This is a genomic window from Acinetobacter sp. C13 (genome assembly GCF_016809775.1).
GTDB lineage: Bacteria > Pseudomonadota > Gammaproteobacteria > Pseudomonadales > Moraxellaceae > Acinetobacter > Acinetobacter pittii.
Genome location: NZ_JAFBJL010000001.1, coordinates 233,010 through 257,781 on the forward strand (window position 1 = coordinate 233,010; position 24,772 = coordinate 257,781).

At 37.5% G+C, this 24,772-nt stretch carries 29 protein-coding genes and 1 other RNA gene; 15 read left to right on the forward strand and 15 right to left on the reverse strand.

Annotation, left to right across the window (positions count from 1 at the left end; genetic code table 11):
* Position 1 precedes the first annotated feature (1 nt).
* The 5 genes from JGE69_RS01150 to JGE69_RS01170 all read left to right on the forward strand — a co-directional run bounded on the left by JGE69_RS01150 (position 2) and on the right by JGE69_RS01170 (position 4,806).
* Positions 2-424 carry a C40 family peptidase gene (locus JGE69_RS01150; RefSeq protein ID WP_098729269.1) on the forward strand — a complete coding sequence of 141 codons (423 nt, stop codon included), beginning with the start codon at positions 2-4 and terminating at the stop codon, positions 422-424.
* The gene (locus JGE69_RS01155; RefSeq protein ID WP_199111934.1) at positions 424-2,913 is read left to right on the forward strand and encodes a phage tail protein; all 2,490 of its coding nucleotides are present in this window, start codon (positions 424-426) and stop codon (positions 2,911-2,913) included. The genes JGE69_RS01150 and JGE69_RS01155 overlap by 1 nt, the downstream gene beginning before the upstream one ends.
* A gap of 63 nt (positions 2,914-2,976) precedes the next feature.
* A complete protein-coding gene (locus JGE69_RS01160; protein WP_199111935.1) occupies positions 2,977-3,360 on the forward strand; it encodes a hypothetical protein in 384 nt (127 codons plus the stop codon).
* Between the two features lie 580 nt (positions 3,361-3,940).
* Positions 3,941-4,486, forward strand: a complete 546-nt coding sequence (locus tag JGE69_RS01165) for a glycoside hydrolase family 108 protein (RefSeq protein WP_199111936.1) — start codon at positions 3,941-3,943, stop codon at positions 4,484-4,486.
* Positions 4,487-4,554: 68 nt separating this feature from the next.
* On the forward strand, positions 4,555-4,806 hold the full coding sequence (locus tag JGE69_RS01170) for a hypothetical protein (protein ID WP_199111937.1): 252 nt from the start codon (positions 4,555-4,557) through the stop codon (positions 4,804-4,806).
* Here JGE69_RS01170 and JGE69_RS01175 read toward each other — a convergent pair.
* The 11 genes from JGE69_RS01175 to JGE69_RS01225 all read right to left on the reverse strand — a co-directional run bounded on the left by JGE69_RS01175 (position 4,796) and on the right by JGE69_RS01225 (position 13,362).
* A complete protein-coding gene (locus JGE69_RS01175) occupies positions 4,796-5,641 on the reverse strand; it encodes a DUF6236 family protein (RefSeq protein WP_199111938.1) in 846 nt (281 codons plus the stop codon). The two genes, JGE69_RS01170 and JGE69_RS01175, sit on opposite strands and share 11 nt — an antisense overlap.
* Before the next feature lie 48 nt (positions 5,642-5,689).
* Positions 5,690-6,217, reverse strand: a complete 528-nt coding sequence (locus tag JGE69_RS01180; RefSeq protein ID WP_199111939.1) for a hypothetical protein — start codon at positions 6,215-6,217, stop codon at positions 5,690-5,692.
* A gap of 335 nt (positions 6,218-6,552) precedes the next feature.
* A complete protein-coding gene (locus JGE69_RS17985) occupies positions 6,553-7,110 on the reverse strand; it encodes a hypothetical protein (protein WP_227602347.1) in 558 nt (185 codons plus the stop codon).
* A 232-nt stretch (positions 7,111-7,342) separates the two neighbouring features.
* The gene (locus JGE69_RS01190; RefSeq protein WP_199111940.1) at positions 7,343-8,638 is read right to left on the reverse strand and encodes a Y-family DNA polymerase; all 1,296 of its coding nucleotides are present in this window, start codon (positions 8,636-8,638) and stop codon (positions 7,343-7,345) included.
* A complete protein-coding gene (locus JGE69_RS01195; protein WP_199111941.1) occupies positions 8,635-9,132 on the reverse strand; it encodes a LexA family protein in 498 nt (165 codons plus the stop codon). The genes JGE69_RS01190 and JGE69_RS01195 overlap by 4 nt, the downstream gene beginning before the upstream one ends.
* A gap of 147 nt (positions 9,133-9,279) precedes the next feature.
* On the reverse strand, positions 9,280-9,915 hold the full coding sequence (locus JGE69_RS01200) for an SOS response-associated peptidase (RefSeq protein WP_199111943.1): 636 nt from the start codon (positions 9,913-9,915) through the stop codon (positions 9,280-9,282).
* A 53-nt stretch (positions 9,916-9,968) separates the two neighbouring features.
* Entirely contained in the window at positions 9,969-10,454 is a 486-nt protein-coding gene (locus tag JGE69_RS01205; protein ID WP_199111945.1) for a hypothetical protein, read from the reverse strand.
* 186 nt (positions 10,455-10,640) lie between these two features.
* Positions 10,641-11,993 carry a tyrosine-type recombinase/integrase gene (locus tag JGE69_RS01210; RefSeq protein WP_199111947.1) on the reverse strand — a complete coding sequence of 451 codons (1,353 nt, stop codon included), beginning with the start codon at positions 11,991-11,993 and terminating at the stop codon, positions 10,641-10,643.
* Positions 11,994-12,142: 149 nt separating this feature from the next.
* Positions 12,143-12,327: non-coding RNA, 6S RNA (gene ssrS, locus JGE69_RS01215), on the reverse strand.
* Positions 12,328-12,520: 193 nt separating this feature from the next.
* The gene (locus JGE69_RS01220; protein WP_002117766.1) at positions 12,521-12,805 is read right to left on the reverse strand and encodes a cell division protein ZapA; all 285 of its coding nucleotides are present in this window, start codon (positions 12,803-12,805) and stop codon (positions 12,521-12,523) included.
* Positions 12,802-13,362, reverse strand: coding sequence for a hypothetical protein (locus JGE69_RS01225; RefSeq protein WP_174723502.1), 561 nt, complete (start codon positions 13,360-13,362; stop codon positions 12,802-12,804). The genes JGE69_RS01220 and JGE69_RS01225 overlap by 4 nt, the downstream gene beginning before the upstream one ends.
* 64 nt (positions 13,363-13,426) lie before the next feature.
* On the opposite strand from JGE69_RS01225, the gene JGE69_RS01230 reads away from it, so the two are divergent.
* From JGE69_RS01230 to JGE69_RS01250, 5 genes are all read left to right on the forward strand, one after another.
* Positions 13,427-14,056 carry a UPF0149 family protein gene (locus JGE69_RS01230; protein WP_174723500.1) on the forward strand — a complete coding sequence of 210 codons (630 nt, stop codon included), beginning with the start codon at positions 13,427-13,429 and terminating at the stop codon, positions 14,054-14,056.
* 67 nt (positions 14,057-14,123) lie between these two features.
* Positions 14,124-15,446, forward strand: a complete 1,323-nt coding sequence (pepP, locus tag JGE69_RS01235; protein WP_174723498.1) for a Xaa-Pro aminopeptidase — start codon at positions 14,124-14,126, stop codon at positions 15,444-15,446.
* A 31-nt stretch (positions 15,447-15,477) separates the two neighbouring features.
* Positions 15,478-16,686 (forward strand): 2-octaprenyl-6-methoxyphenyl hydroxylase, encoded by a 1,209-nt coding sequence (gene ubiH / locus JGE69_RS01240; RefSeq protein ID WP_104075172.1) that lies wholly within the window; start codon positions 15,478-15,480, stop codon positions 16,684-16,686.
* Positions 16,683-17,915: an FAD-dependent monooxygenase gene (locus JGE69_RS01245; protein WP_199111949.1), complete on the forward strand. Its 1,233-nt coding sequence runs from the start codon at positions 16,683-16,685 to the stop codon at positions 17,913-17,915. Before ubiH ends, JGE69_RS01245 begins: the two co-directional genes overlap by 4 nt.
* Before the next feature lie 208 nt (positions 17,916-18,123).
* Positions 18,124-18,375, forward strand: a complete 252-nt coding sequence (locus tag JGE69_RS01250; RefSeq protein ID WP_002117665.1) for a hypothetical protein — start codon at positions 18,124-18,126, stop codon at positions 18,373-18,375.
* Positions 18,376-18,412: 37 nt separating this feature from the next.
* Here the strand turns inward: JGE69_RS01250 and JGE69_RS01255 are convergent, their stop codons facing one another.
* Positions 18,413-18,814 carry a Cd(II)/Pb(II)-responsive transcriptional regulator gene (locus JGE69_RS01255; RefSeq protein ID WP_005070536.1) on the reverse strand — a complete coding sequence of 134 codons (402 nt, stop codon included), beginning with the start codon at positions 18,812-18,814 and terminating at the stop codon, positions 18,413-18,415.
* Between the two features lie 65 nt (positions 18,815-18,879).
* Between JGE69_RS01255 and JGE69_RS01260 the strand changes: the two genes are divergently transcribed.
* Positions 18,880-19,521, forward strand: a complete 642-nt coding sequence (locus JGE69_RS01260; protein ID WP_199111951.1) for a cation transporter — start codon at positions 18,880-18,882, stop codon at positions 19,519-19,521.
* A 56-nt stretch (positions 19,522-19,577) separates the two neighbouring features.
* Here the strand turns inward: JGE69_RS01260 and JGE69_RS01265 are convergent, their stop codons facing one another.
* Positions 19,578-20,180, reverse strand: coding sequence for a LysE/ArgO family amino acid transporter (locus tag JGE69_RS01265; RefSeq protein WP_199111953.1), 603 nt, complete (start codon positions 20,178-20,180; stop codon positions 19,578-19,580).
* Positions 20,181-20,285: 105 nt separating this feature from the next.
* On the opposite strand from JGE69_RS01265, the gene JGE69_RS01270 reads away from it, so the two are divergent.
* Positions 20,286-21,176 carry a LysR family transcriptional regulator ArgP gene (locus JGE69_RS01270; RefSeq protein WP_199111955.1) on the forward strand — a complete coding sequence of 297 codons (891 nt, stop codon included), beginning with the start codon at positions 20,286-20,288 and terminating at the stop codon, positions 21,174-21,176.
* 2 nt (positions 21,177-21,178) lie between these two features.
* Here JGE69_RS01270 and JGE69_RS01275 read toward each other — a convergent pair whose 3' ends face one another.
* Both JGE69_RS01275 and rsmI read right to left on the reverse strand, forming a co-directional pair.
* Entirely contained in the window at positions 21,179-21,565 is a 387-nt protein-coding gene (locus JGE69_RS01275; RefSeq protein ID WP_199111957.1) for a hemin receptor, read from the reverse strand.
* 99 nt (positions 21,566-21,664) lie between these two features.
* Positions 21,665-22,501, reverse strand: a complete 837-nt coding sequence (gene rsmI / locus JGE69_RS01280; RefSeq protein WP_032004122.1) for a 16S rRNA (cytidine(1402)-2'-O)-methyltransferase — start codon at positions 22,499-22,501, stop codon at positions 21,665-21,667.
* Positions 22,502-22,710: 209 nt separating this feature from the next.
* Between rsmI and JGE69_RS01285 the strand changes: the two genes are divergently transcribed.
* From JGE69_RS01285 to JGE69_RS01295, 3 genes are all read left to right on the forward strand, one after another.
* Entirely contained in the window at positions 22,711-23,112 is a 402-nt protein-coding gene (locus tag JGE69_RS01285) for a YraN family protein (protein ID WP_005070523.1), read from the forward strand.
* 79 nt (positions 23,113-23,191) lie between these two features.
* Positions 23,192-23,899 carry a BON domain-containing protein gene (locus JGE69_RS01290; protein WP_119685413.1) on the forward strand — a complete coding sequence of 236 codons (708 nt, stop codon included), beginning with the start codon at positions 23,192-23,194 and terminating at the stop codon, positions 23,897-23,899.
* A gap of 3 nt (positions 23,900-23,902) precedes the next feature.
* Positions 23,903-24,766, forward strand: a complete 864-nt coding sequence (locus JGE69_RS01295; protein ID WP_199111959.1) for an alpha/beta hydrolase — start codon at positions 23,903-23,905, stop codon at positions 24,764-24,766.
* Positions 24,767-24,772 lie beyond the last annotated feature (6 nt).

Below are 24,772 nucleotides of genomic sequence, written 5' to 3' on the forward strand. Positions count from 1 at the left end.
AATGAAAAATCTTGAAGCTGTTCAAGAGGCTTTAACTTGGCTAGGTACACCTTATCATCATCAAGGCCGCGTTAAAGGTGTTGGAGTGGACTGCGGAACATTGATTTGTGAGGTCTATGAAAAAGTAGGTCTCATGGATCATCTAGATCCACGGCCATATCCACCAGACTGGCACATGCACCAGATGGGACAGCGTTATTTAGAGCTTATTTTGGGTGTATGTGATCCGATAGAAGGACCACCACAACCGGGTGACATCGTTTTATATCAATTTGGCAAGTGCATTAGTCATGGTGCAATTGTCATCGAATGGCCTCAGGTCATTCACAGTTATCTCCATCAGGGAGTGATTATTCAGGATGGAACAAAAGGAAGTTTAGCCCGCCGTATAGCGGGCTTTTTTCGTATGAAGAGGCTGAAATAATGGGTGGATTATTTGGCGGTACCACAATTAGTACTACTGATACCCGTATTAATTCTATGCGTATTCAGCAGTCAGCTTATGGGCTTTGCCAGCCTTTGGTTTATGGCAAAACCCGCGTAGCGGCTAATATGTTTTGGTATGGAGATTTTCTAGCAACGCCTCACACAACTGTTGAAAAATCAGGCGGCAAAGGGGGGAGCACTAAAACTAGTAACACTACATTTAGTTATAGTGCATCTCTCATGCTTGGGCTATGTGAGAACCAGATTAAAAAGATCGGCTTGATTTGGGTTGATAAAGAACAGTACATATCAAAGCTGGAGGGATCTATTACGTTAGATCCAATCGATCAGCTAAAGTTTGAATTGTTTGATGGGAACAATAACCCTCCGTGGGGGTGGTTAGTTTCAAAGCATCCAGATCAGGCAATTAACTATCCATTTTTGGGATATGTAGCATGTGCTAATTATGAGATGGGAAATAGTGCCAGCCTTTCAAATCACACTTTTGAAGTGATTAGCACAATTACTCTGTCAGAATCTATTGATGATGCTAATCCGGCTGATGTGATTGAAGACTTTATTACGCATCCTAGACATGGCGCTGCACCTAATTTAAATATGGCAGATTTAGAAGAGTTCCGTACTTATTGCCGTGCTGCAAATCTCTTAATTAGCCCCGCATTCACAGAACAACGCCCAGCATATGAAACAATCAATGAGATTGTCGAGGCTGTAAATTGTGCTGTGGTACCAAGTCCAGACGGTTTAAAGATTCGTTCTTTTGGCGATTCTGCAATTACAGGGAACGGCGTTACTTTTACTCCGGATCTCACACCGGTTTATCACTTAACTGATGATGACTTTATTAGTGATGATGAACCTGTGCGAGTTCGCCGTAGCCGTGATACTGATGCTTATAATCATGTGCAGATTGAATACATCAATCGCTACAACCAGTACAACACAGAAACGACTGAGGCCAAGGACCAAGCAAATATTGAAATGTTCGGCTTGCGTACTGAAGATCCCGTCGAAAGCCATTACTTTTGTGAGCCCAAAATAGCCCGTCATGCTGCACAGCTTCGCTTACAACGATTGCTTTATGTTCGTAACGAATATGAGTTTACCTTAGGCTGGAAGTATTGCCGGTTAGAGCCAATGGATATTGTCACCATTACTGATGAAGCTTTGGGCCTAAATCAATTTCCTGTACGTATTACACGTATTGAGGAAGATGAGTTCGGTGAATTAACTATCACAGCTGAAGAGTTGGCCATAGGTTCAAGATCTGCCATTGAATACGATTCACAAGCTTCTAATGGTTATCAGGGGGGGAATGAGGAAGCAGGTAATGTAAATGCTCCTGCTATCTTTGAGCCTCCGCTAGATCTAACGGATGGCAAGAATCAAGTATGGGTTGCTGTGTCTGGTGGAATCAATTGGGGCGGCTGTAACGTTTGGGCCAGCCTTGATAATACGACTTATGAAATGATCGGCACTATTTACGGATCCGCACGATATGGGCAACTTGTAACGGCCATTGATGCAGATGATACCGCTTTACAAGTAGAGCTAAATACAGCAAGTCGAATCTTCAGCGGCACATTACAAGATGCTCAAGCCGATCAAACGCTTTGTAAAGTTGGTGACGAGTATTTTAATTATCAAGTGGCCACTTTAAACGGATCCGGTCTTTATACGTTAAGTGATGTTCTGCGTGGACGTTTTGACGATGCCCAGATTCATAATGCTGGTGAGCCTTTTGTACGTCTTGATCGGGCTATCTTTGAATACCCATACAATGAAAATCTTGTGGGTAAACAGATCTTCTTAAAATTCACTAGCTTTAATGGCCTTGAACGCAAAGAACAAACATTAGATGAGGTTACGGCTTATAGCTATACATTGTCTGGTGGACGTCCTGCGGGGGTTAAAGGCCTGTCACTTCAATCGCCGTTTGTTGGTACCACATTTAAAGTTCAATGGCAAAGCTCAACCGGTGCCGATGGCTATCGTGTGCAAGTTTGGTCGAATGGTGCAATGATTCGTCAAGTAGATACAACCAATACGGAATATAGCTATTCAATTGAAGATGCTAAAACGGATGGTATAGGCAGAGCTTATACAATACGTGTAGCCAGTAAGAGCGGCGACCAGTTCAGCACCTATGCTGAATTAAGCATTAGCAATCCGGTACCGCCAGTGCTCCTAAATGTTTATACAGCTGCTACGGTGGATTCAATTACAGTGAATTGGGTACCGAGCGAAGTACCAGACCTTAAAGATTATGCGGTATGGCTCAGCATTACTTCTAATTTTGATCCTACACAAACGCCGCCAGCATGGACTGGCACAGATTTAACAACAACTTTTGGAGGCTTAGAACCAACAACCCCATATTACATTCGTGTCGCTGTACGTGATGTATGGGAAAACACAGTCTGGAACTATACAAATCAGATTACTCAAAGTACTTCTGAAGCTTAATTTAAATTAATTCATAGCACCCAAACGGGTGCTTTTTTTATTCCAAAATTTAAGGAGCCTATTATGGCCGAACCTATTAGCACTGCTGGTGCAAGTGCCTTTTTTAAAATTTATGGAATGGCGATTGTCGTCATTCTAAGTACGGCTCTTATCGCCCTTGTAGTGATGATGATACGTATGCCAAAGAACCCGCAAGAGTGGGCAGTAGGGCTGATTTGTACAGTGGTTTCAAGCATCACAGGCGGATCATTTTTTATTATGAAGTTTGGTCTACATGAGTGGGTAAACAATGTTTGGGGTGTGCTAGCGCTTGGCGGTTTTTTCTTTGCTTGTGGTTTACCTGGTTGGTTCATTGTTCGTATTACTGCCAACTTTATTAACCAGCGTGAAAGCAAAAATATTATCGAAGTCGTTAAAGAACTTAAAAAAGAAATGAAGGGTGAGTAATGATGAAATCGAAAACATTCAATGCCGCCGAAACACGGTTTTGTTTAGATGTACACGTATAAGAGAGAAATTACCTGTTGACACTACAAGCTGCTGACTACTACGAAAACCTATTGACAACCAATATTATGAAACGACCACCTTCGGGTGGTAATTCTTTTTTACGGGTAGGAAAACGAGTATGAAGCATACGTCAACTAACAGAAATAAATTTTTAACAAAGTCAGCGGAAGTCCTTCCGCCTGATATTAAAAAACGGATGGGGGTAAAGTTCGTCTATTAATTCTATGGGAAGTAAGAAATGTACTTTATTCCAAAAAAGCAAAAACCCCAGTGCGCCAACACTGAGGTTTTTAATTCCACCAACTCATACAAGTAAGAGGAAAAATATATCTATATGGAAGATTTTATCAAATTAGTTAACTGGTGTCTAAAGGAAATGAATGAGATGAAAGATTGGCGATTTATTGCTGTTCTTATCACTTTGATTATATGTACATATATTTGGAAAATGTAATTCAACAAAATATTTAAACCGACCCTAATGAGGTCGGTTTTTTATTGCCTAGAGGAAAATGAAATGAATATCGAACAATATCTTGATGAATTGATTAAACGTGAAGGTGGGTATGTAAATAACCCGGCCGATCGAGGTGGTGCTACTAAATACGGTATTACTGAAGCAGTTGCTCGAGCAAACGGATTTAAAGGAAACATGAAGGATTTGCCGCTTGATGTCGCCAAGTCTATTTATCGCAAAAACTATTGGACAGCTCCGCGTTTTGATCAGGTGAACGCCGTTTCTTCAGCAGTAGCGGAGGAGTTATTAGATACAGGAGTAAATTGTGGTACCAGCTTTGCAAAACCACTTTTACAGCGTGCACTAAACTTATTGAATAATCAGGGTAAGGGCGGTTGGCCAGATCTTACGATAGATGGAATTTATGGCCCAGCAACCTTAAATGCTCTTAAAATCTATTTGGCCAAACGTGGAAAAGACGGCGAGAAAGTGCTTGTGCGAGTTCTTAATATCATGCAAGGCCAGCGTTACATTGAGATCTGTGAACGTAACCCAAGCCAAGAACAATTTTTCTATGGTTGGATTGCTAACCGGGTTTCCCTATGAGGATTTAATTTTGCTGTGCCTTCTTATAAAGGAAGGCACAGTTTACTAAGATTATTAAGGTAAAATTTATGTATTTATTTTCCAAAAAAAAAATTAGTTTGAAAAACATTCGAGGAAAAATATTTGAACTTTATGATATTAACTACTTCACTTATAGTGAATTGAAAGCAAAAGTAGTTAAGTTGACTAACAAAATTTATAGGGTTCATTTAGAGTTAGAATATGGAACATTGATAGTTTTACTTGATCAATGGAATTTCTTTAAGCTTGAAATTTATTCTAAAAAAAGAGAAATTCCTTTCCGAAAAGTTACTGATTAACAATTCCCTCTTTTAGACTTGATTTGATGTAATTTAAATGTATTTCAGTCTTTTGCTCTTTTAAAATGGTTGTTAAAACTCTTTTGGTAACAATAGTTATACCTCCAACAACTGTTCCGCTCGGAAAAGTTGCCAACGCAGAGTCAGCTGCTGCTGCAGCACCAAGTTCAATACAATCGCTTTTTAAATCAGAGATAAGATTTTTAAAAGAAAGTTTATCCTTAAAACTTTCATTCATGGATTTATTTAAGTTAACTAGAGATTTTTCGAAATCAGAGATAACTTGTAATTTCTTTAAATCCTGTGAGTGTGCAGTATTCGCAATATCTAAATATAAATTAGTAAGGTGCTGATGTAGATCACCCAGTTCATCTGTTCTTTTTTCTTTAAATTCTAATAAATCTTGAATATTTGTATTAGATGGATAGGGAAGCAAGCTAGCTAATTCTACTCTTAGAGCTTGTTGTTCTATTAAGTTGTCGTCTTTTAAATTACTAAAACCATTAAATACATTGTGATGAATCATGAAATCAAAAGTTGGATTATTTTCTTTAAATCCCTTATATGCATCAATTAATTCAAGAGAAGCTACTTCATTTATTTCACTACTACTCATAGAAGCACTTCGGTTTATTATTGGTCGCACAACCGCACCTGAGTTGATAAAATCTGGCTCATATGGGATGTTTCCATAAAAATGACCATTACCAGGAATAATCACTTTATCCCAATACAAGCAGTAATACATTAAATCATCTAATGTAATTCGTTCACTAATTTCTCCATTTTCATTTCGGAAATTACCATAGTGGGCAGTTATTATTGCACGTTTCATAAATCCTTACCTTCTATTAGATTTTAAGTTGATATTTAATAAAAATGATTATCTTGGTTCTATTGTTTGTACATTCGGTAGGGATGAAGTGCCTACATGAACTATAGGCAAAGCTAAAATTTTATTTTTTACTATTTCATTCTGATTATGATCTTTAACCCAATTCTCCACTCCTACTATCATACTTAAGCAAAAAAAATTAATATCTATTATAACTTTTTGATCATGGCGCATAATTCCGCTTATCATCGTATTAGTCATAAAGCTTACAGAAGGAGCGGCTTTATCAATACCTTTTAAAATCTTTTGATGCTGAGTAATATTTGTTCCTTGATGTAGGAAAGAACATCGTGCTGCATAACATTCTTGAGCTGATAAAAGAACTTTATTACCGGGACGAGGAAAACTCCCAGCTAAGTACTTTTCAAACCATGCACAATACTTATCTCTATTTGTTTCATTATTGTCTGATTCAATTGATGCGCAGATGTCAGGTAAAGTTAAGGATAAAGCAATTGCTCCAAAATAATTTTTGGTCTCTAAAGAAAGCTTGATTGAATCTAAGTATTGTTTCATGTAAAACTTCTCGGGTTCTTATTTAAGTAATATTCAAATTTATAAATTTAAAGTAATAAAATAACTTTATACAAATTAAAATCAAACATTAAATGATATTAATTTTGAATTATATCTTTATAGTTAGTAATTCATCACACTTAAACGGATTTCTACTCAATTTATCTCTCTACATCAACCAGTTTCGACCTAGCGTATAACAGGATCCCTCTTTAAATTTTACTTTCCAAGCTTTTTGTAAAATGTCTTTAGAGTTCACAGCTCATACGATCAAAAAGAATGTCACTTTAGCTATTTGTGTGAAAGTTCTCCTATGAGAGTTTTAACTTATGAATTTATGCTTTTAGTTTTTTTACGGCTAAAATTATATATTTATTCTCTATATCATTGATAATTGGAATTAAATTGGAAAATTCAAACATAAGTTTACTAGCACAAGAGTTAATATCTGTATCATTTATATTCAGACAAGCAATTGAGAATTTTCTGTAAGTTGACCTAATAATATTTAATTCTTTTTCTATATTTTCTTTATTATTTATTAATAGGGAGAATTTTGTAATAATCTCCATAACCCCTAAAAAGCTAATATGAAGATCCATTACTTTTTTATTTTTATGTTGCTTAAAATTATTTATTGCATTTTCTAATAAGTTATAATCTTTAAGATCATAAGCAAATGAGATAGGGGCATAAAAGGCGGTAAGCTCTTCATCAAAAATATCAAATTTATCAATCATTTTTAATGCAATTTGAACTTCTACTGATTTATTGTGCTGTATCTTCCAATCATTAAAAAGATATGCTGCAATTATCGCAGCTCCAATAGTTGTTAATGCCGAAAGAAGAGCTATTGATAGCGTCCAAGCTTCTTTTAAAGGGTCCTCAATCATATTGTAGGAATAGAGTAGGAGGATAAAAAAGAAGAATATTATGCATATTGAAATTATCCAAAAGCATACATCTATCAATAAATTTTTAATCTCAGTCTTCATGCAATTTTAATGAAAATTTTTAATTTATTCTAATTCAGTATTGTTAATAATAGAAGGTTTAATTTTAATTAAATTAATGAAATTTTAGCTTATTAAAATTTTATGTTTACTGTATTTGAATTATACTTAACTATTTAACGATTGTTAGTTGATCCCACCGAAATGGATTTCTACTTAATTTATCTCGTGACATCGACCAATTTCGATTTGGTATAAAACAAGGTCCGACACTAATTTTTTTCTTTCCGAACTTACTATGGATACCATCCATAGCTTTCATCAAACATTCCTTTTTTTTTATATGTTCAAAGTCCGTCAATAGGTCATAGGTATGGCCAGATTTTGGCTCTAAACATGTAAGCACTACGCCGCATTTCTTATATTTAATTCCTTCCTTGTAGATATCGTTCAACATTCTTGTTGCTGCTTTAACAAAATCAATAGCGCAATCCGTGGGCTCAGAAAATGAACCAGTGATTGATTTATTGTAGAACGGCACATTTGAGTCGAAAGGATTTGACTGAACAAAAGCAATCATACATCCGCATAACAGCTCTTCATCACGAAGTCTTTTACACGCATCCTGAGCATACATCGAGATAGCTTCTTTTAGATCCGTTAGTTCTGTTACTCGACCACCGAAAGACCGGCTTGCAACAATTTGCTTTTTTGAGGGTGGGGTGTGCTCGATCTCAATGCATGAGATGCCTTGCAGTTCGTAAATAGTACGAGCCATAACAATCGAAAATTTTTTCTGCATTTCGCGCGGCTCAGCACAAGCTAGATCCAGCACCGTATTAATTCCCATCGATTGAAGCTTTTTAGAGTGCTTACGACCAACGCCCCAAACTTCAGATACTTCAACTAATGAGAAATAATATTCTTTATTGCACGGATCCATAGATACCAGATCGCAAACACTATTAAATCCGGGATTCTTTTTAGCTATATGGTTAGCTATCTTTGATTCAGTTTTACTTCTGCCGATTCCTACGCATACTGGTAATCCTAACCACTTCCAAATTTGTTGGCGCATTTGTTGACCAACTTTTTCTAAGTCAAAGTTCTTTTCATAAGCTGAGAAATCAACAAAACACTCATCAATTGAGTACGGTTCAACTTCTTCTGCGGTTACGTACGAGCTCAGAATCTTATGAAAACGTCTCGACATTTCTGCGTACATTGCATAGTTGCTTGAAAGTACGATTACGTTATGATTTTGAACAATGTCTTTAATTTGGAAAAGTGGCACACCCATCTTTATATTTAAGGATTTCGACTCATTGCTACGCGCTACGGCGCACCCATCATTATTACTGAGAACAATCACAGGCTTATTATTCAAACTTGGGTCAAAGACTCTCTCACATGAAACGTACATGTTATTCACATCTATGAGAAAAAAGACTTTATTCTCATGTTTCATGATCTTTTTCTTGTCATTTTAATGATATGAGTGACAACGCCCCAGATAATTAGTTCCTGACCATCTGCCAGATAAATATTTTTATAATCAGGATTTTCGGCTTTGAGCCATTGGCCTTTTTCATCGATCATTAGGCGCTTAACTGTAAAATCATTATCAATAAGAGCAACAACAATATCGCCGTGCTTTGCGTCAAGACTACGATCGACAATTAGTTCGTCATCAATATCAATACCAGCATTTAGCATCGATAGCGAAGCAACTTTCACAATAAACGTAGCGGTTTCATTTTTTATTAAGTGCTCGTTCATATCGAGCGCTTTGTCTATATAGTCTTGTGCAGGAGAGGGGAAGCCAGCGGAAATTTTTTCTAGAGCGTAAGGGATAAGCAGGTGAGTTGAGGGCACAACTTGCTTGATTAACAAGGCTTCAGATAAAACAGCACCTTGTAAATACGGTTTTATCTGGATGATGGATGGTGCAATTTCGCTCATAGAATATCCCCTAACTTGAATTTGTAACGTATTCAAGATGATATGCTAGAGCACAGTTGAATTTCAAATTTAAAAAGTTGTGGATAAATAACGACTAGTCATTACTTGTCGCGCTAGTCGGTGCATTTGGTCGGAAAATCAACGGCGCTAATTTGCACTTTTTTTGGGTTTAGGGAAGTAGTCAGCAGTAAATTCATCGAGCGGCATTTCAAAGAAAAATTGATCAGCATCTTCTTTTTTACAGTTCAACCAATCCTCCCTGTATTCTTCAGGGATTACAATAATCGATCGTTTCTCATCTTCTGGTTTATGAAACTGGCTCATGAAAGGGTGATTATCTGCATTAATAGTCAGCATAGACATAGATCTTACTTGCTGCCCATCAATCAAAGTCGAATCATAAATAGCAGCTACTGTAAAAGGTAAACCATCCTCTCGATAAATTCCCCATCTTTCCGCTTTACCATTCACATACTTAGGCTCATAAATTTTTTCTACAGGTATTAGCGCGAATTGGCTTTTAGCCCATGCATGTCTAAAGCTTGGCTTTTTATCTACAGTTTCTGTTCTAGCGTTGTATGTGAACTTGGAAAACTTAAAATCATGGTTCCATGGTGGAATCATACCGAACTTTACTTGGCGCCATTCTATATGGCCATCTTTAGAAAAAATAAGAGGGCAGTCGTAACCCGGGTAAACATCCGCTTTATATTCGAAAGTAGGTTCGAATAGATCTAGTAAGTGCACCCGGTCTTTTGATATAGGTTCATAGTTTGCACACATAAGAATCTCCATATTCTGCCTATCAATACTATGACATACATTTTAAGAGTAACTTAATTTATAATTCGTTTACCTATCATAATAGCCTCATCAAAAATACTTAGACATTCATCATAAGCTTCTCTTGAAGGTCCTGTATTTAATAGACCATCTGGTTTTACATCTTGAGCTAAACTCATTAAAAGCGAGTAAAACCTAACAACATCTTTCACTTTTTTCGGTCTAATTAAAGAAATTTTATCTAAGTTATTGAAGTAGATAGGGCAATAATTTTCTTGTATTTGAACTTCCAATGTATAAAATTCATTTTTAGATAATTTTTCACCTAATCCAAACAAGAATATTCCTTCTTCTAAACCTTTTCTATAATTTCTCTTCTCCATAATATTTAAAATAGCTTCTACTTCAGCAGTAATTGACAATTCAAAAGTTTTTGCTTGATATCTACGATCGTTCCATTTAAAAAAAAATTGGACTACGAAGCTAATTAAAGCAGAAAATAATGCAACTGAAATGGCATTTGTTAAGCTTATATTCATCAAGAGTACATCCCACTTAAAACTAAAAAATTATTCTTTAAACACAATGACCAGCCTGACTCTTTATAGAAAGGTTCACCATACTTAATTGTGTGTGCGATATAAAAATAGACCCAATCTTTCATTTGCTAATTCTCAATTAATTAGTAAGTGTTTTTACATTTAAGAACTTCTTAACTGGCTCAACTATTCACAAGATCTACCTACAATAATATTGTTATGCTCAACCCATTTATCTCTCATATTCCTTATTGATTTTTGTTCAAAGTAGATTCTGTTTTTGATCAAAGCTTTTGAAATGTCAGATAACACAACATTTTCAATCATATTCATAGCTTTACGAAGATCATCAAAAGTCACTTGGACATATCCATCGGTTACATCATTATCATCATCACCAACCATGTGATTAATGAGTTTTTTAATTGTGTAACTACCAATCGCTAAACTATTTGCGATTGTTCCGAAGGTTCTCCGCAAGTCATGAAATGTAAATTCAATACCAGTTGCTTCAGTTATCGTATAACGGGCTTCACGCTTATCAACGATATGTGAATCAAGCGTATCACCAGCGAAAACGTATTTATTATTGCCAGCAAGTTTTTTTCGCTCTGCCAATATATACCAAAGCATTTCTCCCATAGGCAGGAGAAGGTCTTCATGATTTTTTGGGTCCTGAATTTTTAAAGTTCCATATTTTAAGTCAACATTTGCCCATTCCAGTGTTTCACCTTCTTCTCTGCGGAATCCAGTAAGTATCAAGAGAAGTAAGAAGTCCTGATTTGTGTATGCACGATGATTTAGATTTTGGTTGCCTATCCACCAAGTCGTACATACAGCAAGAGACCAGTCATGTATCTGGTCTGCTCGAATATAACCCTTACGACGTTTTATCTTGTTCCATTTCTTCTCTTTATATATAACCCCAACAGGGCTTTTTTCAGTGATAACTTTTTCATCATTATCGTTATATAGAATTGAGGCATTGAAGTTATAAACAGCAGATAAAAACTTCATTGCAAGATTTGCCTGCGCGAAACTGCGCTCCGATAAATCCATATGCTTGTTTAAAGTCATTTTCTGAGAAATTTCAGTAATTTTGATGTTTTTCCAATCTTTAAAGTAATCATTGGCACATCGGTCATAAGCATCAATCGTATTAGCACTTAGCTTTTTTTTACTTTTGTAGACTTCATAAGCTTGTTCAAGTGTTGGGATTAATTCGTTTGCTTCTTTTTCGGATTTAAAATCATTCTTTAATTGTCTTTTTTGAGCAACTGGATCAATGCCTTGGTGCATCATTAACAATATTTTTTTAGCTTCTGTACGTGCTTGCTCAAGAGTATAAACACCATGTTTACCAATGGACTTCCTTTTGTTTCGGCCATCGGGCATTCTCGTTTCAACAAAATAGGTTTTCGACTTTGTTGCAATTAAACCAAAACCGATAGTAACTGAGTCACGATAAAATTTAGTTCCCGTTTCTTCGAGCGGGATGTTGTCGATAAATGTTTTTGTAAGTTTATATCTTTGGGTCATGTTGACTTAAAAAGTACGAAACGATACGCAGCAATATACCACAGTATTTCTAGAGCCTACTATAAGCCTATTTTTGATTAATTTAGTGAAAAATAATAGGTTTTTAAAATGATATTATTGGTTGTAAGTTGTTGTTTTTATAATTAAATAAATGCTCCGAAGATGCCGCTGCATGTGTCGTTACCCTGAACCCGATGAGTTCAAGGTGGACGCGACGTATACTTGCTGGGTTTCCTACTCGAAGGTAGGCATACACTCTAAATATACAGAACGCAATCCATAAGTTTAAGTATCGGCAGGGGAATAGACCCGCTGGCGAACATCCCAGAGATAGCTTAAGTATAACCGATCTAACTATGTTGGCAATCACTTGAACCTATGGAACTGTAAACTTAGTTTGCGTTTGATGAAGCTTTGTACATTGAAAGTAGATAAAACGATATTCAACTGTAGTTGATAGTTAAAGTAAAAAAAGCCTTGCATCTATGATTTATAGAGCAAGGCATTTTGTCGTAATCAAAGCTTGTTTAAATAACCTGTTCCACATCTTCTAAAATCGCTTGTAGTAGGCGTTCACAGTGAGTGTATTCCTGCAAAGATTTATTAAGGCTTAGCACTTCTTGAGTTAACTGTAGAGCGACCATAATGACTAGTTTGTTGTGCTCAACACGTGGGGCACTACGGCGCATGTCATTAAATTTCTCATTGAGAAGTTGTGCAGCGCGTTCAAGTTCATCTTTTTTATCTGAGGTAGTCGCGAGTCTAAAAGTCTGCTCAATCAGCCTAAGCTCTACCATGACTTGTTCACTCATGATTGGATCTCCTCACCAGTTTCAGCATTAGGATGGGCAAGTTGCTGGATTTCTTGAGCGTGTTGATCTTGAGCAGTGCCTAAAATTCCTAAACGCTGAATAATGGCTTCAACTTTTGATTTGGCAAGCTCATTTTTTTGTAACAAACGGTCACGATCTTGTTGTAAATCATGCAGCTCTTGTTGGGTTTGACGCTGGTGGGCTTGTAACTTTTCTTTTGTAACACGTAATTCATTTCGTTCGGCAAGAATTTCTTGAAAACGATTTTTTAAATCAGTCGTACTTTTTTCTAATCGGCTATAACGTTCGGCAAGTGTGTTAGCATCTTGATTCAATTGTTGAAATTGGCCTTTTAACTGAGAAAGTTGCTCAGTTACCGACTCAATTTCCTCTTGTTTTTTAGTGATAATACTATTTTTTTGCACAACTTGTGCGTGATGCTCTGTTTCAGCCAGTTCTTTAGCTTCCGAGAGTGCGGCATGTTCACTCTCTAAATGATGTAAGCGTGTTTTTAAAACGCTAATATGCGCTTGTAGCCGCTGTAATTGTTCTAACATAACGAGGTCGCACAGAATTGCAATCAAAGGTAATATATACAAAGTATAGAGATTGGATAAACGAATGCAAGACGATATTTCAGGCTGGACAGATTGGAACGCTCATTTTGAAGGAATTGAAGAAATTTCAAGCCCTAGTGAGTTACATGGTCTGTTAACAGGTATTGTTTGTGTGACAGAAGCGCCTACGCGTGAAGAATGGTCACAAATTTTAACAACCCTTAATGTGCCAGAGTTAAGTGAAGATGCTTTAGCGCTTTTGACTAACGAAGCAGAAGATGTGGTTCATGCTTTATCTGAAGATGAATTAGATTATCTACCAATGCTTCCAGATGATGAACATCTACTTCAAGAGCGTGTGCAAGCACTATCTGATTGGTGTGCGGGTGTTGTGTTAGGTTTCGGTTTGGCATCGGGTCATGTTCGTGGTGATGAGCGCGAATTGATTGAACACCTTCAAGATGTTGCTGCAGTAGAATTTGAAGATTCTGACAATGATGAGGAAGGCGAAAGCAGCTACGAAGAATTGTATGAATTTGTACGCTTGATCCCTGTAAGCTTGTCGATTGGTAGAAAAAAAATCACTGTAGCTGAAAGTTCTTTATTGAAAAACTTTCATGCAAAAAGTAAAACTGCTGCTCTAGGTACAGATCAGAATATTGTAGAAATGTTCACACCACATCGTCCAAGCTAATTGAGGCGATGTGTTATTGGTTGTATTTTATTTTTTGACTTTAAAATTCTAAATCAAGTAGATCATTATGAAATTGCCTCAAGCTGATTTTCAACATCGTAGAGACCGTTTAGCAGAAAAAATGGGTCCTAATAGTATTGCAATTATTGCAACGCGTGAGGAGATGTACCGTAATCGTGATGCGGATTATAAATTCCGTGCCGATAGTAGTTTTTTCTATTTGACGGGCTTTGCTGAGCCTGAAGCAGTTGCAGTTATTGAAACTTTTGAGGATGTAACTGACTATAGCTATAGTCTTTTTTGCCGTGAACGTAACCGCGAGATGGAAATCTGGAACGGTTACCGTGCTGGAATTGACGGTGCAATCGAAGACTATGATGCAGATGAAGCCTATGCAATTGATCTGCTTGATGAAGAAATTATTGAAAAGTTATTAAATAAAGAACGCCTTTATTATCGGATTGGGCAAAATGCTGCGTTTGATGCACGAGTGAGCCAGTGGATTAAAAAAGCAGATGCGGAGCATCGACATCAAGGTGCTCCAGCTCAACTGGTACAGCTCGACCGTATTCTCGATGAAATGCGTTTAATCAAGTCACCACAAGAACTTGAGCTGATGCAAACTGCTTCAAAAATTAGTGCTCAGGCACATACCCGCGCGATGCAAATGGTGCGTCCAGGTATGATGGAATATGCGCTTGAAGCCGAGCTCAATTATATATTTGGGCAAAACGGCTGTGTCCCGTCTTATAACAGTATTGTTGGTGGTGGGGCTAATGCCTGCATTTTGCACTATGTTGAAAATAACCAACCTCTTAAAGACGGTGATTTAGTCTTAATTGATGCTGCATGCGAATATGAGTTCTATGCCTCAGATATTACCCGTACTTTTCCGGTCAATGGTAAGTTTAGTGCTGAACAAAAAGCATTATATGAAGTTGTATTGGCTTCTCAATATGCGGCGATTGATGCAGTACGTATTGGTAATTCGTATCGTGAGCCTCATGAAGTAGCCGTTAAAATTTTAACCGAAGGCTTAGTTACTTTAGGTTTACTCAAAGGTGATGTTAACGAACTTATCGAAACCGAAGCATACCGTCAATTTTATATGCATGGTACAGGCCATTGGTTAGGAATGGATGTACATGATGTCGGGTCTTACAAAAAAGGTGAAGACTGGCGTCAATATGAAGAAGGTATGGTCGTTACCGTTGAACCAGGCCTATACATTGCACCAGACGATGAAACTGTAGATAAAAAATGGCGTGGTATTGGTATCCGTATTGAAGATGATGTGGTCGCAACATCAAAAGGTCCGCGAGTTTTAACTGCTGATGTAGTTAAAAATATTGCAGATATTGAACATTTAATGGCGCAAGCTAAATCATAATTAAACGTATTCGCCAAAGGAGCACAACTCGATGCAACAACAAGTGATTATTGTAGGTGGGGGAATGGTTGGACTTAGCCTTTCACTCATGCTGGCGAAGGCTAATATTGCAGTAAAGCTGTTAGAAGCTGTGAAATACCCAAACTATGATGATCAAAATGTTGCCCCTTATCATTCCAGTTTCGATGCGCGTAATACGGCTTTATCGCGTCGTAGCGTCCAGATTTATCAGAAGCTGGGGGTATGGGATGCATTACAGCAGCACGCGACTCCAATTCTACAAGTTCACATTACTGAACAAGGCAGTTTTGGTAAGGCACGATTAATTGCAGAACAAGAAAAAGTCGAAAGCTTTGGGCAGGTGATTGAAAATGCTTGGTTGGGTCGTGTTTTATTGACTCAAGTACGTCAGCAGCCTTTGATTGAGCTGATTGATGGCGTTCAAGTGACTGCTTTAACTCAAGATGCTGAGCAAGTACATATTGAGGCCAAGCGTGGTGATGAAGTTTTAAAACTTGAATCAAAACTATTAATCGCTGCAGATGGACGTGACTCTTTCTGTCGTCAGGCTATCGGCATTGGTGTAGATGTTCATGATTATGATCAGGTTGCAATTGTCACTACCGTTCAGACTTCAAAACCTCATGAACAAGTAGGTTTTGAGCGTTTTAGTGCATTAGGTCCTTTAGCTTTATTGCCTTTACCGGGTGGGTATCGTCGTTCGGTTGTATGGCCTGTTAAAAAAGGCACTGAAAGTGAGTGGTTAGGCGATGAAAATGATCAGCATTTCTTAAGTGCTTTACAACAAACTTATGGTGACCGAGCGGGTAAATTTGAAAAAACCGGCAAACGCTTTAGTTATCCGCTTTCACAAGTGCTCGCACATAAACAAGCTGTCGGACGTGTTATTTTAATGGGTAATGCGGCGCATACAATCCATCCTGTTGCAGGACAGGGCTTTAACCTATGTCTACGTGATGCGGATGTTTTAGTGCGTTATTTAGTGAACCAGCTAACTGCTTCTGATGATATTGGTAACCCAGATAATTTACTGGCTTATGAACAAGCTCGTTTGTCAGATCAACAACGAGTCATTAAGTTCTGTGACACCGTGGTTCGTGGTTTTAGTAATCAAAATCCATTATTAAAATTAATTCGTAATACGGGATTAATTGCATTTGATGTCATTCCAGGTGTTAAACCACTGGTAGCGAACTATGCAATGGGGCTAAAAGCATGAGTGAAGTCTTAGATGTTATCATTGTTGGTGGTGGACTGGTTGGTGGTTTAACAGCTTTATTACTTGCCCAAGGTGGTGTACAGCCTACTGTGCTTGATGCTGCTCCTGTACTGGATGTTGAAAAAACACTAAGTGTGATGAACCCACGTGTTTTAGCACTAAGCCAAGCGACCATTCATTTACTTAAAACTGTCAATGTTTGGGATGATCTAGCACGTCAAATGCCATATACAGGAATGCAGGTGTGGAATCTGAATGGCTATGGTGAAATTAATTTTGGCCACGAGTCCGTACAAAGACCAATGCCAGAACAGTCCTTAGGTTCTATGGTTGAGCCAAGTGTATTGAATGTTGCTATTCAACAAAAAATGCTTGAGCAGTTAACAGATTATCGTACTCAAGTTCGAGTGACTCGCATTGAGCAGGGTATTGGTTGTTGGCATATTCAATTGGCAGATGGTACGACACTTAAAACAAAACTGCTGATTGGTGCAGATGGTGCCAATTCATTTGTACGAGAACAGGCCTTTATTGACCTAGATGTCTTAGATTACAAGCAAGCAGCGATTAGTTGTGCTATTAAAACATCTAAACCCCACAATCATGTTGCTCGCCAAATTTTCTTACCTACAGGGCCTTTAGCTTATTTGCCGATGGCTAGTCTTGAAGAAAGTGAAAATGGCTACTGGCAGTCAATTGTCTGGACACTACCTGATGATTATGCCGATGAATATTCTGCTTTAACCGATCATGAGTTTATGCAGCTTTTAACTCGTGAAAGCCAACATATGTTGGGTGAAGTATTAGATGTACGTTCAAGAGCCCAATTCCCGCTCAAAGCGCGCGCTGCAAAACAGTATGTGAAAGCTGGTTTAGCTTTAATTGGAGATGCAGCACATGTGATTCATCCACTTGCTGGACAAGGCGTAAATATTGGTTGTTTAGATGCGGCTGTACTCTGTGATGCATTACTACATGACTTAGCGCGTGGTGTATGGGCAAATGAACAGACATTGTTGCGTTATGAGCATCGCCGTAAAGGCCAAAATGACGCAATGATGCATAGCATGTCGGCAATTGGCTGGTTGGAAAGTAGTGAGCTATTTCCATTTATCTGGGCTCGGAATGTGGGACTCAAGCAAGTTGAACAAATTTCCTTCTTAAAAGAGCGTTTTATGCAACAAGCAAACGGTTTAGGGTCTTTACAAAACACCCAGTATAGTCGTTAAAATAATTACGAAGTTTATGCTCTACTGGTCTAAATAAATATCAGTAGATATTTTTTAAACAATCATTTATATATCATTACCAATTGGGTTGAAAAAGATACACATTTGACCAATTTGGCTCTTTGCTAAATGCAAAGAGATTGCTAAATTTCTGAGGTCTCAAAGACCATAGCGATGATGCAATAGAAATCATTCTGGGGAGTGAAAAATGTCAGATATCAATGATTATGAAGATGCAGAAGATTCTGCTGTAGATGAAGATGAAGCAAAGGCAGCTGAAAGCGGTGCAGCTGATGAAGAAGCAAGCAGTATTAATGATACTGATATTGCTGAAGCAGAAACACTGACTGTGACTGCTAAGCAAAAACAGCGCCAAGCGCTGGAAGATGAAGTTGCCGCATTTTTAGCTCGAGGGGGGAGAATTACCGAAGTTCCTCCAGATGAACATAGCGACCATTAATCCTAAAAAGCATCACATGAGTGATGCTTTTTTATTTTCAAGGAGAGTTTTGAAGCTCTTTCAAGATCCCGCACTCATCTACTGTTCGATTGGTCGAGCAATGCTGTTTTAAATCAATCAAAGATTCTTTTAAAAGTAATAATCGTTCGATTTTTTCTGATACTTCTTTTAAATATTTATCGACTAAATTATCAATTTCTGTGCAGGCCTGTTTGGGCTGAGTTTTCATTTCTTTTAACGTTTTAATATCACTCAGTGAAATATCTAATTCACGGCAATGCTTAATAAATAAAAGGTCTGCAAGTGTTTGTTCGGTGTAAACACGATAATTATTTTCTGAACGTTGGATGCGATCAAGTACACCTACTTTTTCGTAATAACGGATCGTATCAATTGGAATATCCGCTTTTTTTGATAATTGACCAATAGAAAGACTCATAAGACTTGACTCTGGAGCTACTCAAGGGTTTTTAATCACTATAAAAGAGTTTTTGAGGAAATAAAATGGCTGGATGTGGTTGTGCTTCAACATGTTCTCCTTCAAAGAAGGTGAGTCCTCGTTTTAGAAAAGCGTTATGGATTGCACTTGTGATCAATGCCTTAATGTTTGTGGTGGAAATATTGGGAGGTTATAAGGCCCAATCTGTTTCACTTTGGGCAGATGCATTGGATTTTGCCGGAGATGCAGCAAATTATGCATTATCTTTAGTCGTCCTTTCGATGAGTTTATATTCGCGTGCAACAGCTGCATTAGTTAAAGGAATAACGATGGCAGCTTTCGGCATTTTTGTCATTGCGAAAGTGGTCTGGTCGTATTTTTATGGCGTTTCACCCGAACCAATGGTGATGGGAGCAATTGGTGTAATGGCTTTAATTGCTAACGTTTCTGTCGCGCTTATGCTTTATGCATTTCGTGATGGGGATGCCAACATGCGCTCTGTTTGGTTGTGCAGTAGAAATGACTCAATTGCCAATATTGCTGTAATTTTAGCGGCGGTTGGGGTCTTTGGAACAGGCAGTGTATTTCCCGATTTATTTGTTGCCTTTGTCATTGCATACTTGGGTGTATCTTCTGGTTATGCTGTTATAAAACAGTCACAACAAGAAAGAAAACAGGCAAGAGTTATAGTTGCCAGTGAAGCGTAATACTCAAGAGTAATAAAAAAAGGATCTTTTATATGATCCTTTTTTATTTTAAGCCGTTAAAACAAGAGGGTTATAGCGATACTCCACATAACGCAACCAATAATGAAATCTAAAATTTTCCAAGCTTTGGGATTGGTAAATAGTGGCTTTAATAATCTTGCACCATAGCCCAGACTAAAAAAGAAAACCCAAGAGGCAAGAATGCTGCCCAAAGCAAAACTCACTTTATCTTCAAGCTGAGTTGCAACTGAACCAATCAGAACAATAGTGTCTAAATAGACATGAGGATTAAGCCAAGTAAAGGCAAGACAGGTCACTAATGCTTGAGTTAATGTTTGTTTTTGACTGCTATCAAGGTCCATATTTTGGGTAGTCTTAAATGCAGCATAAAATGCTTTGGCACCGTAAACTAATAAAAACGTTGCCCCTAAATATTTAGCTACGGTAATTAAGATAGGTGATGCAGTCATGATTTCTGCAAAACCTAATACACCACAGGCAATTAAAATTGAGTCGGACAGGGCGCAGATTAAACACAACCAAAATACATATTGCTGTTTAAGTCCTTGTTTTAGGACAAAAGCATTTTGAGCTCCAATTGCTACGATAAGCCCACTGCCAATACCGAAACCTTTAAAAAATATACTAAGAGAGAACATAACAATAAGGTGAAAAAATCAGATATGGGAATTATCTGACTTTTTATTAAGAAATAAGTAAAATTAAGAATATTTAGGTTTGGCTAAAAAAAATTTAGATTTAATATGTTAGATAGCAAACAATGTGAAGCCTTTCTTGCAGTCGCAGAATTGGGAAGTTTTGATGCGGCAGGGGAGCATTTATATATTACGCCATCAGCAGTGTCCTTACGCGTACAGGCTTTAGAAAAGTATTTAGGACAAATACTCATTATACGGGGCCGCCCTTGTATGCTCACTCAAGCGGGGCAAACTTTATTGCAACATTTACGTCATACGAGATTAATGGAGCAAAATTTATTACAAGGTTTGATGGGAAAATCATCAGAATCTGAATTTTATAAAATTGCTCTAGCTTCAAATGCAGATTCATTAGCTACTTGGCTTTTACCAAATATTCAGCAAACACTTTTTAAAGAAAAAATCGTGTTAGAACTAAAAATTGATGATCAATCTCACACGCACACTTTATTGGAGACAGGACAAGTCAATGCCTGTATTTCGGCAGAAGAGCAGGTCATGTCAGGTTGTTTAGCTCAACCACTAGGAAAAATGCGTTATAAAATGTTGGCCTCTGCTGAATTTGTAAATAAATGGTTTAGTGCCGGAGTGAATAGAGACGCATTAAGAAAAGCACCAGCAGTTATTTTTAATCATAAAGACTTAATGCATTCAGAGGTCTTACTAAAAGGATACGGTTTACCGATGCAAAGTTATCCTTATAGTTTTATTCCAGCAACAGATGCTTTCGTCAAAGCAATTCAATTAGGTTTAGGCTATGGCATGGTGCCCGAGTTGCAGGTTCAGCCACTACTCGAAAATGGAACACTTGTTGATATTATGCCTGAAGCCGAACTTGATGTTCCTTTATATTGGCACCACTGGAAAAGACAGTCGCAGCAACTTGATGTATTAACTGAGACAATTGTTCAGTCAGCGAAAAAGATATTGAGATAAATTTAAGTCCGTGAGCGGGCATAAAAATTTGAAACATGCTGAATATAAAACTCTATATCTTGTGTTGAGTAACCTAAAAGCTGTCCGATTCTACGGTCAAGCTCTAAGCGATCTTCGAGCTGAGTCTCCTTTAGTGATTTTTCAATACATAACACAAGTTCATTTAAATTTGCTAAAGGTGCATTTTTATAGATCAACATAATTGAAAATGGTAAAGGTAAAGAGGTTTCAATGTCTTTACTCAGCATAGATAAAGTACCTTGCTCGAGATGCTCTAAAAACTCGGTAGGTAGTAGATCATAAAACAAAGCGATAGGTTTCTCGCCTGAAAGTAGTAATTCTAGTTCACACTCTTCATGCGGCCCAAGCTTTCCAAACTGTACATTCATGTAAATACTCTTATTTTTATCTTTAATATTATTATGCAAAATTCATGCACAGTGATGATGAAGAATATTTATTATTCATCACTGTGCTTAATCAAAAGATTAAGATTGTGTTAACTCAAGCGCACGTTGATAAGCGACTTTTTTCTTAACTCCTGTTAAATCAGCAGCCAGTTGAGATGCCGCTTTAACAGATAAATCTTGAAGTAAGCGCTTTAAAAGTTCATCTAGTTTTTCTTGTTCCAGATCTGTCTTTTCTGGTGCACCGCCAACTACAAGAACAATTTCGCCTTTTTCTTGGTTGTGATCATTTTCTATAAAACTGACCAAATCTTTTAAAGTCATTTTTTTGATGGTTTCAAAGGTTTTGGTAATTTCACGTGCGAAACCTACAGGACGGTTTTCACCAAATACCTCAGCCATATTTTTTACACATTCTAAAATACGGTGTGGTGCTTCATAGAAAATTAAGGTCTGAGTTTCATTTTTGAGTTTTTCTAATTGAGAAATACGTTGAGAAGCTTTTGATGGCAAAAATCCTTCAAAACTAAAACGATCGCTCGGTAGACCTACTGCACTTAGAGCAGCAATTGCAGCACATGCGCCAGGCACAGGAACAACCCTAATGCCATGTTCTTGAGCAGCTCGAACTAACTTAAAACCAGGGTCACTAATAAGCGGTGTACCAGCATCGCTAATTAAAGCAATGTTATCGCCTGCAAGTAATTTTTGCACTAACTGCTCAATTTTATTACTTTCATTGTGATCATGACATGCAGTAAGTTGAGTCGATATATTATAGTGCTTAAATAATTGTGCTGATTGACGTGTATCTTCGGCAGCTACAATAGAAACGGATTTTAAAATATCAATTGCACGGAAAGTCATATCATCTAAGTGCCCGATTGGGGTGGCTACAACGAATAACTGAGCACTCATTTGGTTTTACTCCGTACAGATAAACAATTTTAATGGGGTAGTTTACCCGAAATTATGATTTGGGCGTGAACAATGTCTGCCAACCTTTGCTTTTCCAAAATGATCTGATCTTCATTTGTTCAATTTAGGTCAGAAAGTACGGGTGGATTTAACGAAATAATTTAAGCATCAAAATATGTGGTGCTACTTTTAATTTGGGGAAGATAAGAATGCTATTAGCGCAGCAGTTGGGGAAATGGGCAGAGCAAACAGCTTTAAACCTGTTGCAAAAGCAAAACTACGTATGGGTAACCAGTAATTACCATTCACGCCGTGGTGAAGTTGATTTAATTGTTAAAAGAGGGCAAGAGCTGGTTTTTGTTGAGGTAAAGGCGCGTACTATAGGAAATTATGGACAAGCTTGCGAAATGGTGACAAGAACAAAGCAGAAGAAAATTATTAAAACCGCGATGCGTTTTTTACAGCGCTACCCATCTTATCAGGATTTTTATTGTCGTTTTGATGTGATTTGTTTTGATTTTCCACAGAAAATTGCAAAAACAGTACAGCAAGACTTTTCAAATTTCCATTATGATCTGCAATGGATCGAAAATGCATTTACTTTGGATTAAGAGTTCATTACTCTTTTGAGCAAATTAAAACCGATGTTTTATGATCAAGCCAAGAAGAGATTGATAGGAGTCTGGTGGAGTGTTGAAACGTATTGCTGTAACAGCGCTTTGTGTCGCAAGTTTGTCAGGTTGCGCAAGTTTTATTTCTGGTGGAACAGGTACAGCTCCAGTTGGAACAGATAGTGGTGTACGTAGCTTAGGTCAAGTATTCATTGATTCTTCAATTAAACGTACAGCGAATATTAACCTCTATAAGCTTGATCAGCGTTTTAAACAATCTCGTATTAACATCGAAAGCTTCCATAGCACAGTATTGTTAACTGGTCAGGTGCCAGACCCTTACTTGAAACAGCTAGCAGAAGACAATGTTAAAGCCATGAGTGACGTAAAAGCTGTACATAACTACATTACCGTGGGTAATAAGGTCAGCTATAACACGATCATGCAAGATGCTGGTGTAACTGCAAATACACGTGCTCTATTAATGAAAGCACCAGTTGTATCGGACAGTAAAGTGCTCGTTCATACTGAAGATGGTGTTTTATATGTGATGGGCCGTTTAAATACTGCTGAAATTAATGATTTAAATAATGTGCTTCAAAATGTTGGCAACGTGACCAAAATTGTGACACTCATTGATAACGTTGATTTAGCACCTGCGCCAGCGGCGAGTACTGCTAGTGCAACGACTACACCGATTATTAATAACGTCATTGCTCAACCAACAGTTCAAACTCCTGTTGCAATTGATCCTGACCAAACAGATCCAGCTTCGAATGCACAGTAATTTATGAATCTGATTGAACAACTACAAAGTAAAATTGAACAGGCGCGAACTCTCTATAAAGAGTTCCGCCTTTATGATTTGGGGAGTTTTGCTTTAAACCGTTTTACGCCAAAAGATGGTTTTGAACAGGTCGCAAATGTACGTTATGGTCTAAAGCCGCGTCACCGTTTGGATATTTACCGATCTGTTAAAAAACTAGCACATCAGCCTCTTATTGTTTTTGTACATGGTGGTGCTTGGCAACATGGTAATAAGCGAGATTATCTTTTTATTGGTGAGACGTTTGCTAAAGAAGGCTATGACGTTGCAGTTATCAACTATCAATTAGCTCCTAAAAATATTTTTCCGAGTTTTGTTGATGACTTGACACAGGCACTGAATTATTTACATCAAAACCAAGACAAACTAGAAATTTCTACAGAAAATGTTGTGCTTATGGGACATTCGGCAGGGGCATTTAATGTAATGTCTGCTGTTTATCACCCAACGCCAAATCCTATTCAATGTTTAGGAAATATTAAGGCGATTTTCGGTTTAGCTGGACCTTATCATTTTGATTATAAGGGGGACCCACTAGCTGAAGATGCTTTTGATCAAAGTACTTCTTATCAAGAAGTGATGCCATACTATTTCGTCAATCAAAATAGTATTAAACATTACTTACTCATGGCTGAAAATGATCAGCTTGTCGGCAAAGAGAATACGTTGGATTTGGATCGGGCTTTAAGACAGAGTGGAAATCACAGTCATATCGCTGTGATTCCTAAAACTGGACATATTACAATTTTGGCCAGTCTTTCTAGCTTTATTAGCCACTATTTCAGAACGAAAAGAACGATCTTACATTTTCTCGAAGAAGTGTTTTAAACGAGA

What these genes read in the sequence shown, in the direction of transcription:
- JGE69_RS01195 (WP_199111941.1), bottom strand. Translation starts at nt 9,132, where the DNA reads ATGAGCGAAATTGCACCATCCATCATCCAGATAAAACCGTATTTACAA.
- JGE69_RS01170 (WP_199111937.1), top strand. Translation starts at nt 4,555, where the DNA reads ATGTATTTATTTTCCAAAAAAAAAATTAGTTTGAAAAACATTCGAGGA.
- rsmI (WP_032004122.1), bottom strand. Translation starts at nt 22,501, where the DNA reads ATGAGTGCTCAGTTATTCGTTGTAGCCACCCCAATCGGGCACTTAGAT.
- JGE69_RS01165 (WP_199111936.1), top strand. Translation starts at nt 3,941, where the DNA reads ATGAATATCGAACAATATCTTGATGAATTGATTAAACGTGAAGGTGGG.
- JGE69_RS17985 (WP_227602347.1), bottom strand. Translation starts at nt 7,110, where the DNA reads ATGATTGAGGACCCTTTAAAAGAAGCTTGGACGCTATCAATAGCTCTT.
- JGE69_RS01270 (WP_199111955.1), top strand. Translation starts at nt 20,286, where the DNA reads ATGTTAGATAGCAAACAATGTGAAGCCTTTCTTGCAGTCGCAGAATTG.
- JGE69_RS01205 (WP_199111945.1), bottom strand. Translation starts at nt 10,454, where the DNA reads ATGAATATAAGCTTAACAAATGCCATTTCAGTTGCATTATTTTCTGCT.
- JGE69_RS01285 (WP_005070523.1), top strand. Translation starts at nt 22,711, where the DNA reads ATGCTATTAGCGCAGCAGTTGGGGAAATGGGCAGAGCAAACAGCTTTA.
- JGE69_RS01175 (WP_199111938.1), bottom strand. Translation starts at nt 5,641, where the DNA reads ATGAAACGTGCAATAATAACTGCCCACTATGGTAATTTCCGAAATGAA.
- JGE69_RS01150 (WP_098729269.1), top strand. Translation starts at nt 2, where the DNA reads ATGAAAAATCTTGAAGCTGTTCAAGAGGCTTTAACTTGGCTAGGTACA.
- JGE69_RS01275 (WP_199111957.1), bottom strand. Translation starts at nt 21,565, where the DNA reads ATGAATGTACAGTTTGGAAAGCTTGGGCCGCATGAAGAGTGTGAACTA.
- JGE69_RS01255 (WP_005070536.1), bottom strand. Translation starts at nt 18,814, where the DNA reads ATGAGTCTTTCTATTGGTCAATTATCAAAAAAAGCGGATATTCCAATT.
- JGE69_RS01295 (WP_199111959.1), top strand. Translation starts at nt 23,903, where the DNA reads ATGAATCTGATTGAACAACTACAAAGTAAAATTGAACAGGCGCGAACT.
- JGE69_RS01160 (WP_199111935.1), top strand. Translation starts at nt 2,977, where the DNA reads ATGGCCGAACCTATTAGCACTGCTGGTGCAAGTGCCTTTTTTAAAATT.
- JGE69_RS01220 (WP_002117766.1), bottom strand. Translation starts at nt 12,805, where the DNA reads ATGAGTGAACAAGTCATGGTAGAGCTTAGGCTGATTGAGCAGACTTTT.
- JGE69_RS01225 (WP_174723502.1), bottom strand. Translation starts at nt 13,362, where the DNA reads ATGTTAGAACAATTACAGCGGCTACAAGCGCATATTAGCGTTTTAAAA.
- JGE69_RS01190 (WP_199111940.1), bottom strand. Translation starts at nt 8,638, where the DNA reads ATGAAACATGAGAATAAAGTCTTTTTTCTCATAGATGTGAATAACATG.
- JGE69_RS01200 (WP_199111943.1), bottom strand. Translation starts at nt 9,915, where the DNA reads ATGTGTGCAAACTATGAACCTATATCAAAAGACCGGGTGCACTTACTA.
- JGE69_RS01245 (WP_199111949.1), top strand. Translation starts at nt 16,683, where the DNA reads ATGAGTGAAGTCTTAGATGTTATCATTGTTGGTGGTGGACTGGTTGGT.
- JGE69_RS01250 (WP_002117665.1), top strand. Translation starts at nt 18,124, where the DNA reads ATGTCAGATATCAATGATTATGAAGATGCAGAAGATTCTGCTGTAGAT.
- JGE69_RS01265 (WP_199111953.1), bottom strand. Translation starts at nt 20,180, where the DNA reads ATGTTCTCTCTTAGTATATTTTTTAAAGGTTTCGGTATTGGCAGTGGG.
- JGE69_RS01260 (WP_199111951.1), top strand. Translation starts at nt 18,880, where the DNA reads ATGGCTGGATGTGGTTGTGCTTCAACATGTTCTCCTTCAAAGAAGGTG.
- JGE69_RS01180 (WP_199111939.1), bottom strand. Translation starts at nt 6,217, where the DNA reads ATGAAACAATACTTAGATTCAATCAAGCTTTCTTTAGAGACCAAAAAT.
- JGE69_RS01210 (WP_199111947.1), bottom strand. Translation starts at nt 11,993, where the DNA reads ATGACCCAAAGATATAAACTTACAAAAACATTTATCGACAACATCCCG.
- JGE69_RS01230 (WP_174723500.1), top strand. Translation starts at nt 13,427, where the DNA reads ATGCAAGACGATATTTCAGGCTGGACAGATTGGAACGCTCATTTTGAA.
- JGE69_RS01155 (WP_199111934.1), top strand. Translation starts at nt 424, where the DNA reads ATGGGTGGATTATTTGGCGGTACCACAATTAGTACTACTGATACCCGT.
- pepP (WP_174723498.1), top strand. Translation starts at nt 14,124, where the DNA reads ATGAAATTGCCTCAAGCTGATTTTCAACATCGTAGAGACCGTTTAGCA.
- ubiH (WP_104075172.1), top strand. Translation starts at nt 15,478, where the DNA reads ATGCAACAACAAGTGATTATTGTAGGTGGGGGAATGGTTGGACTTAGC.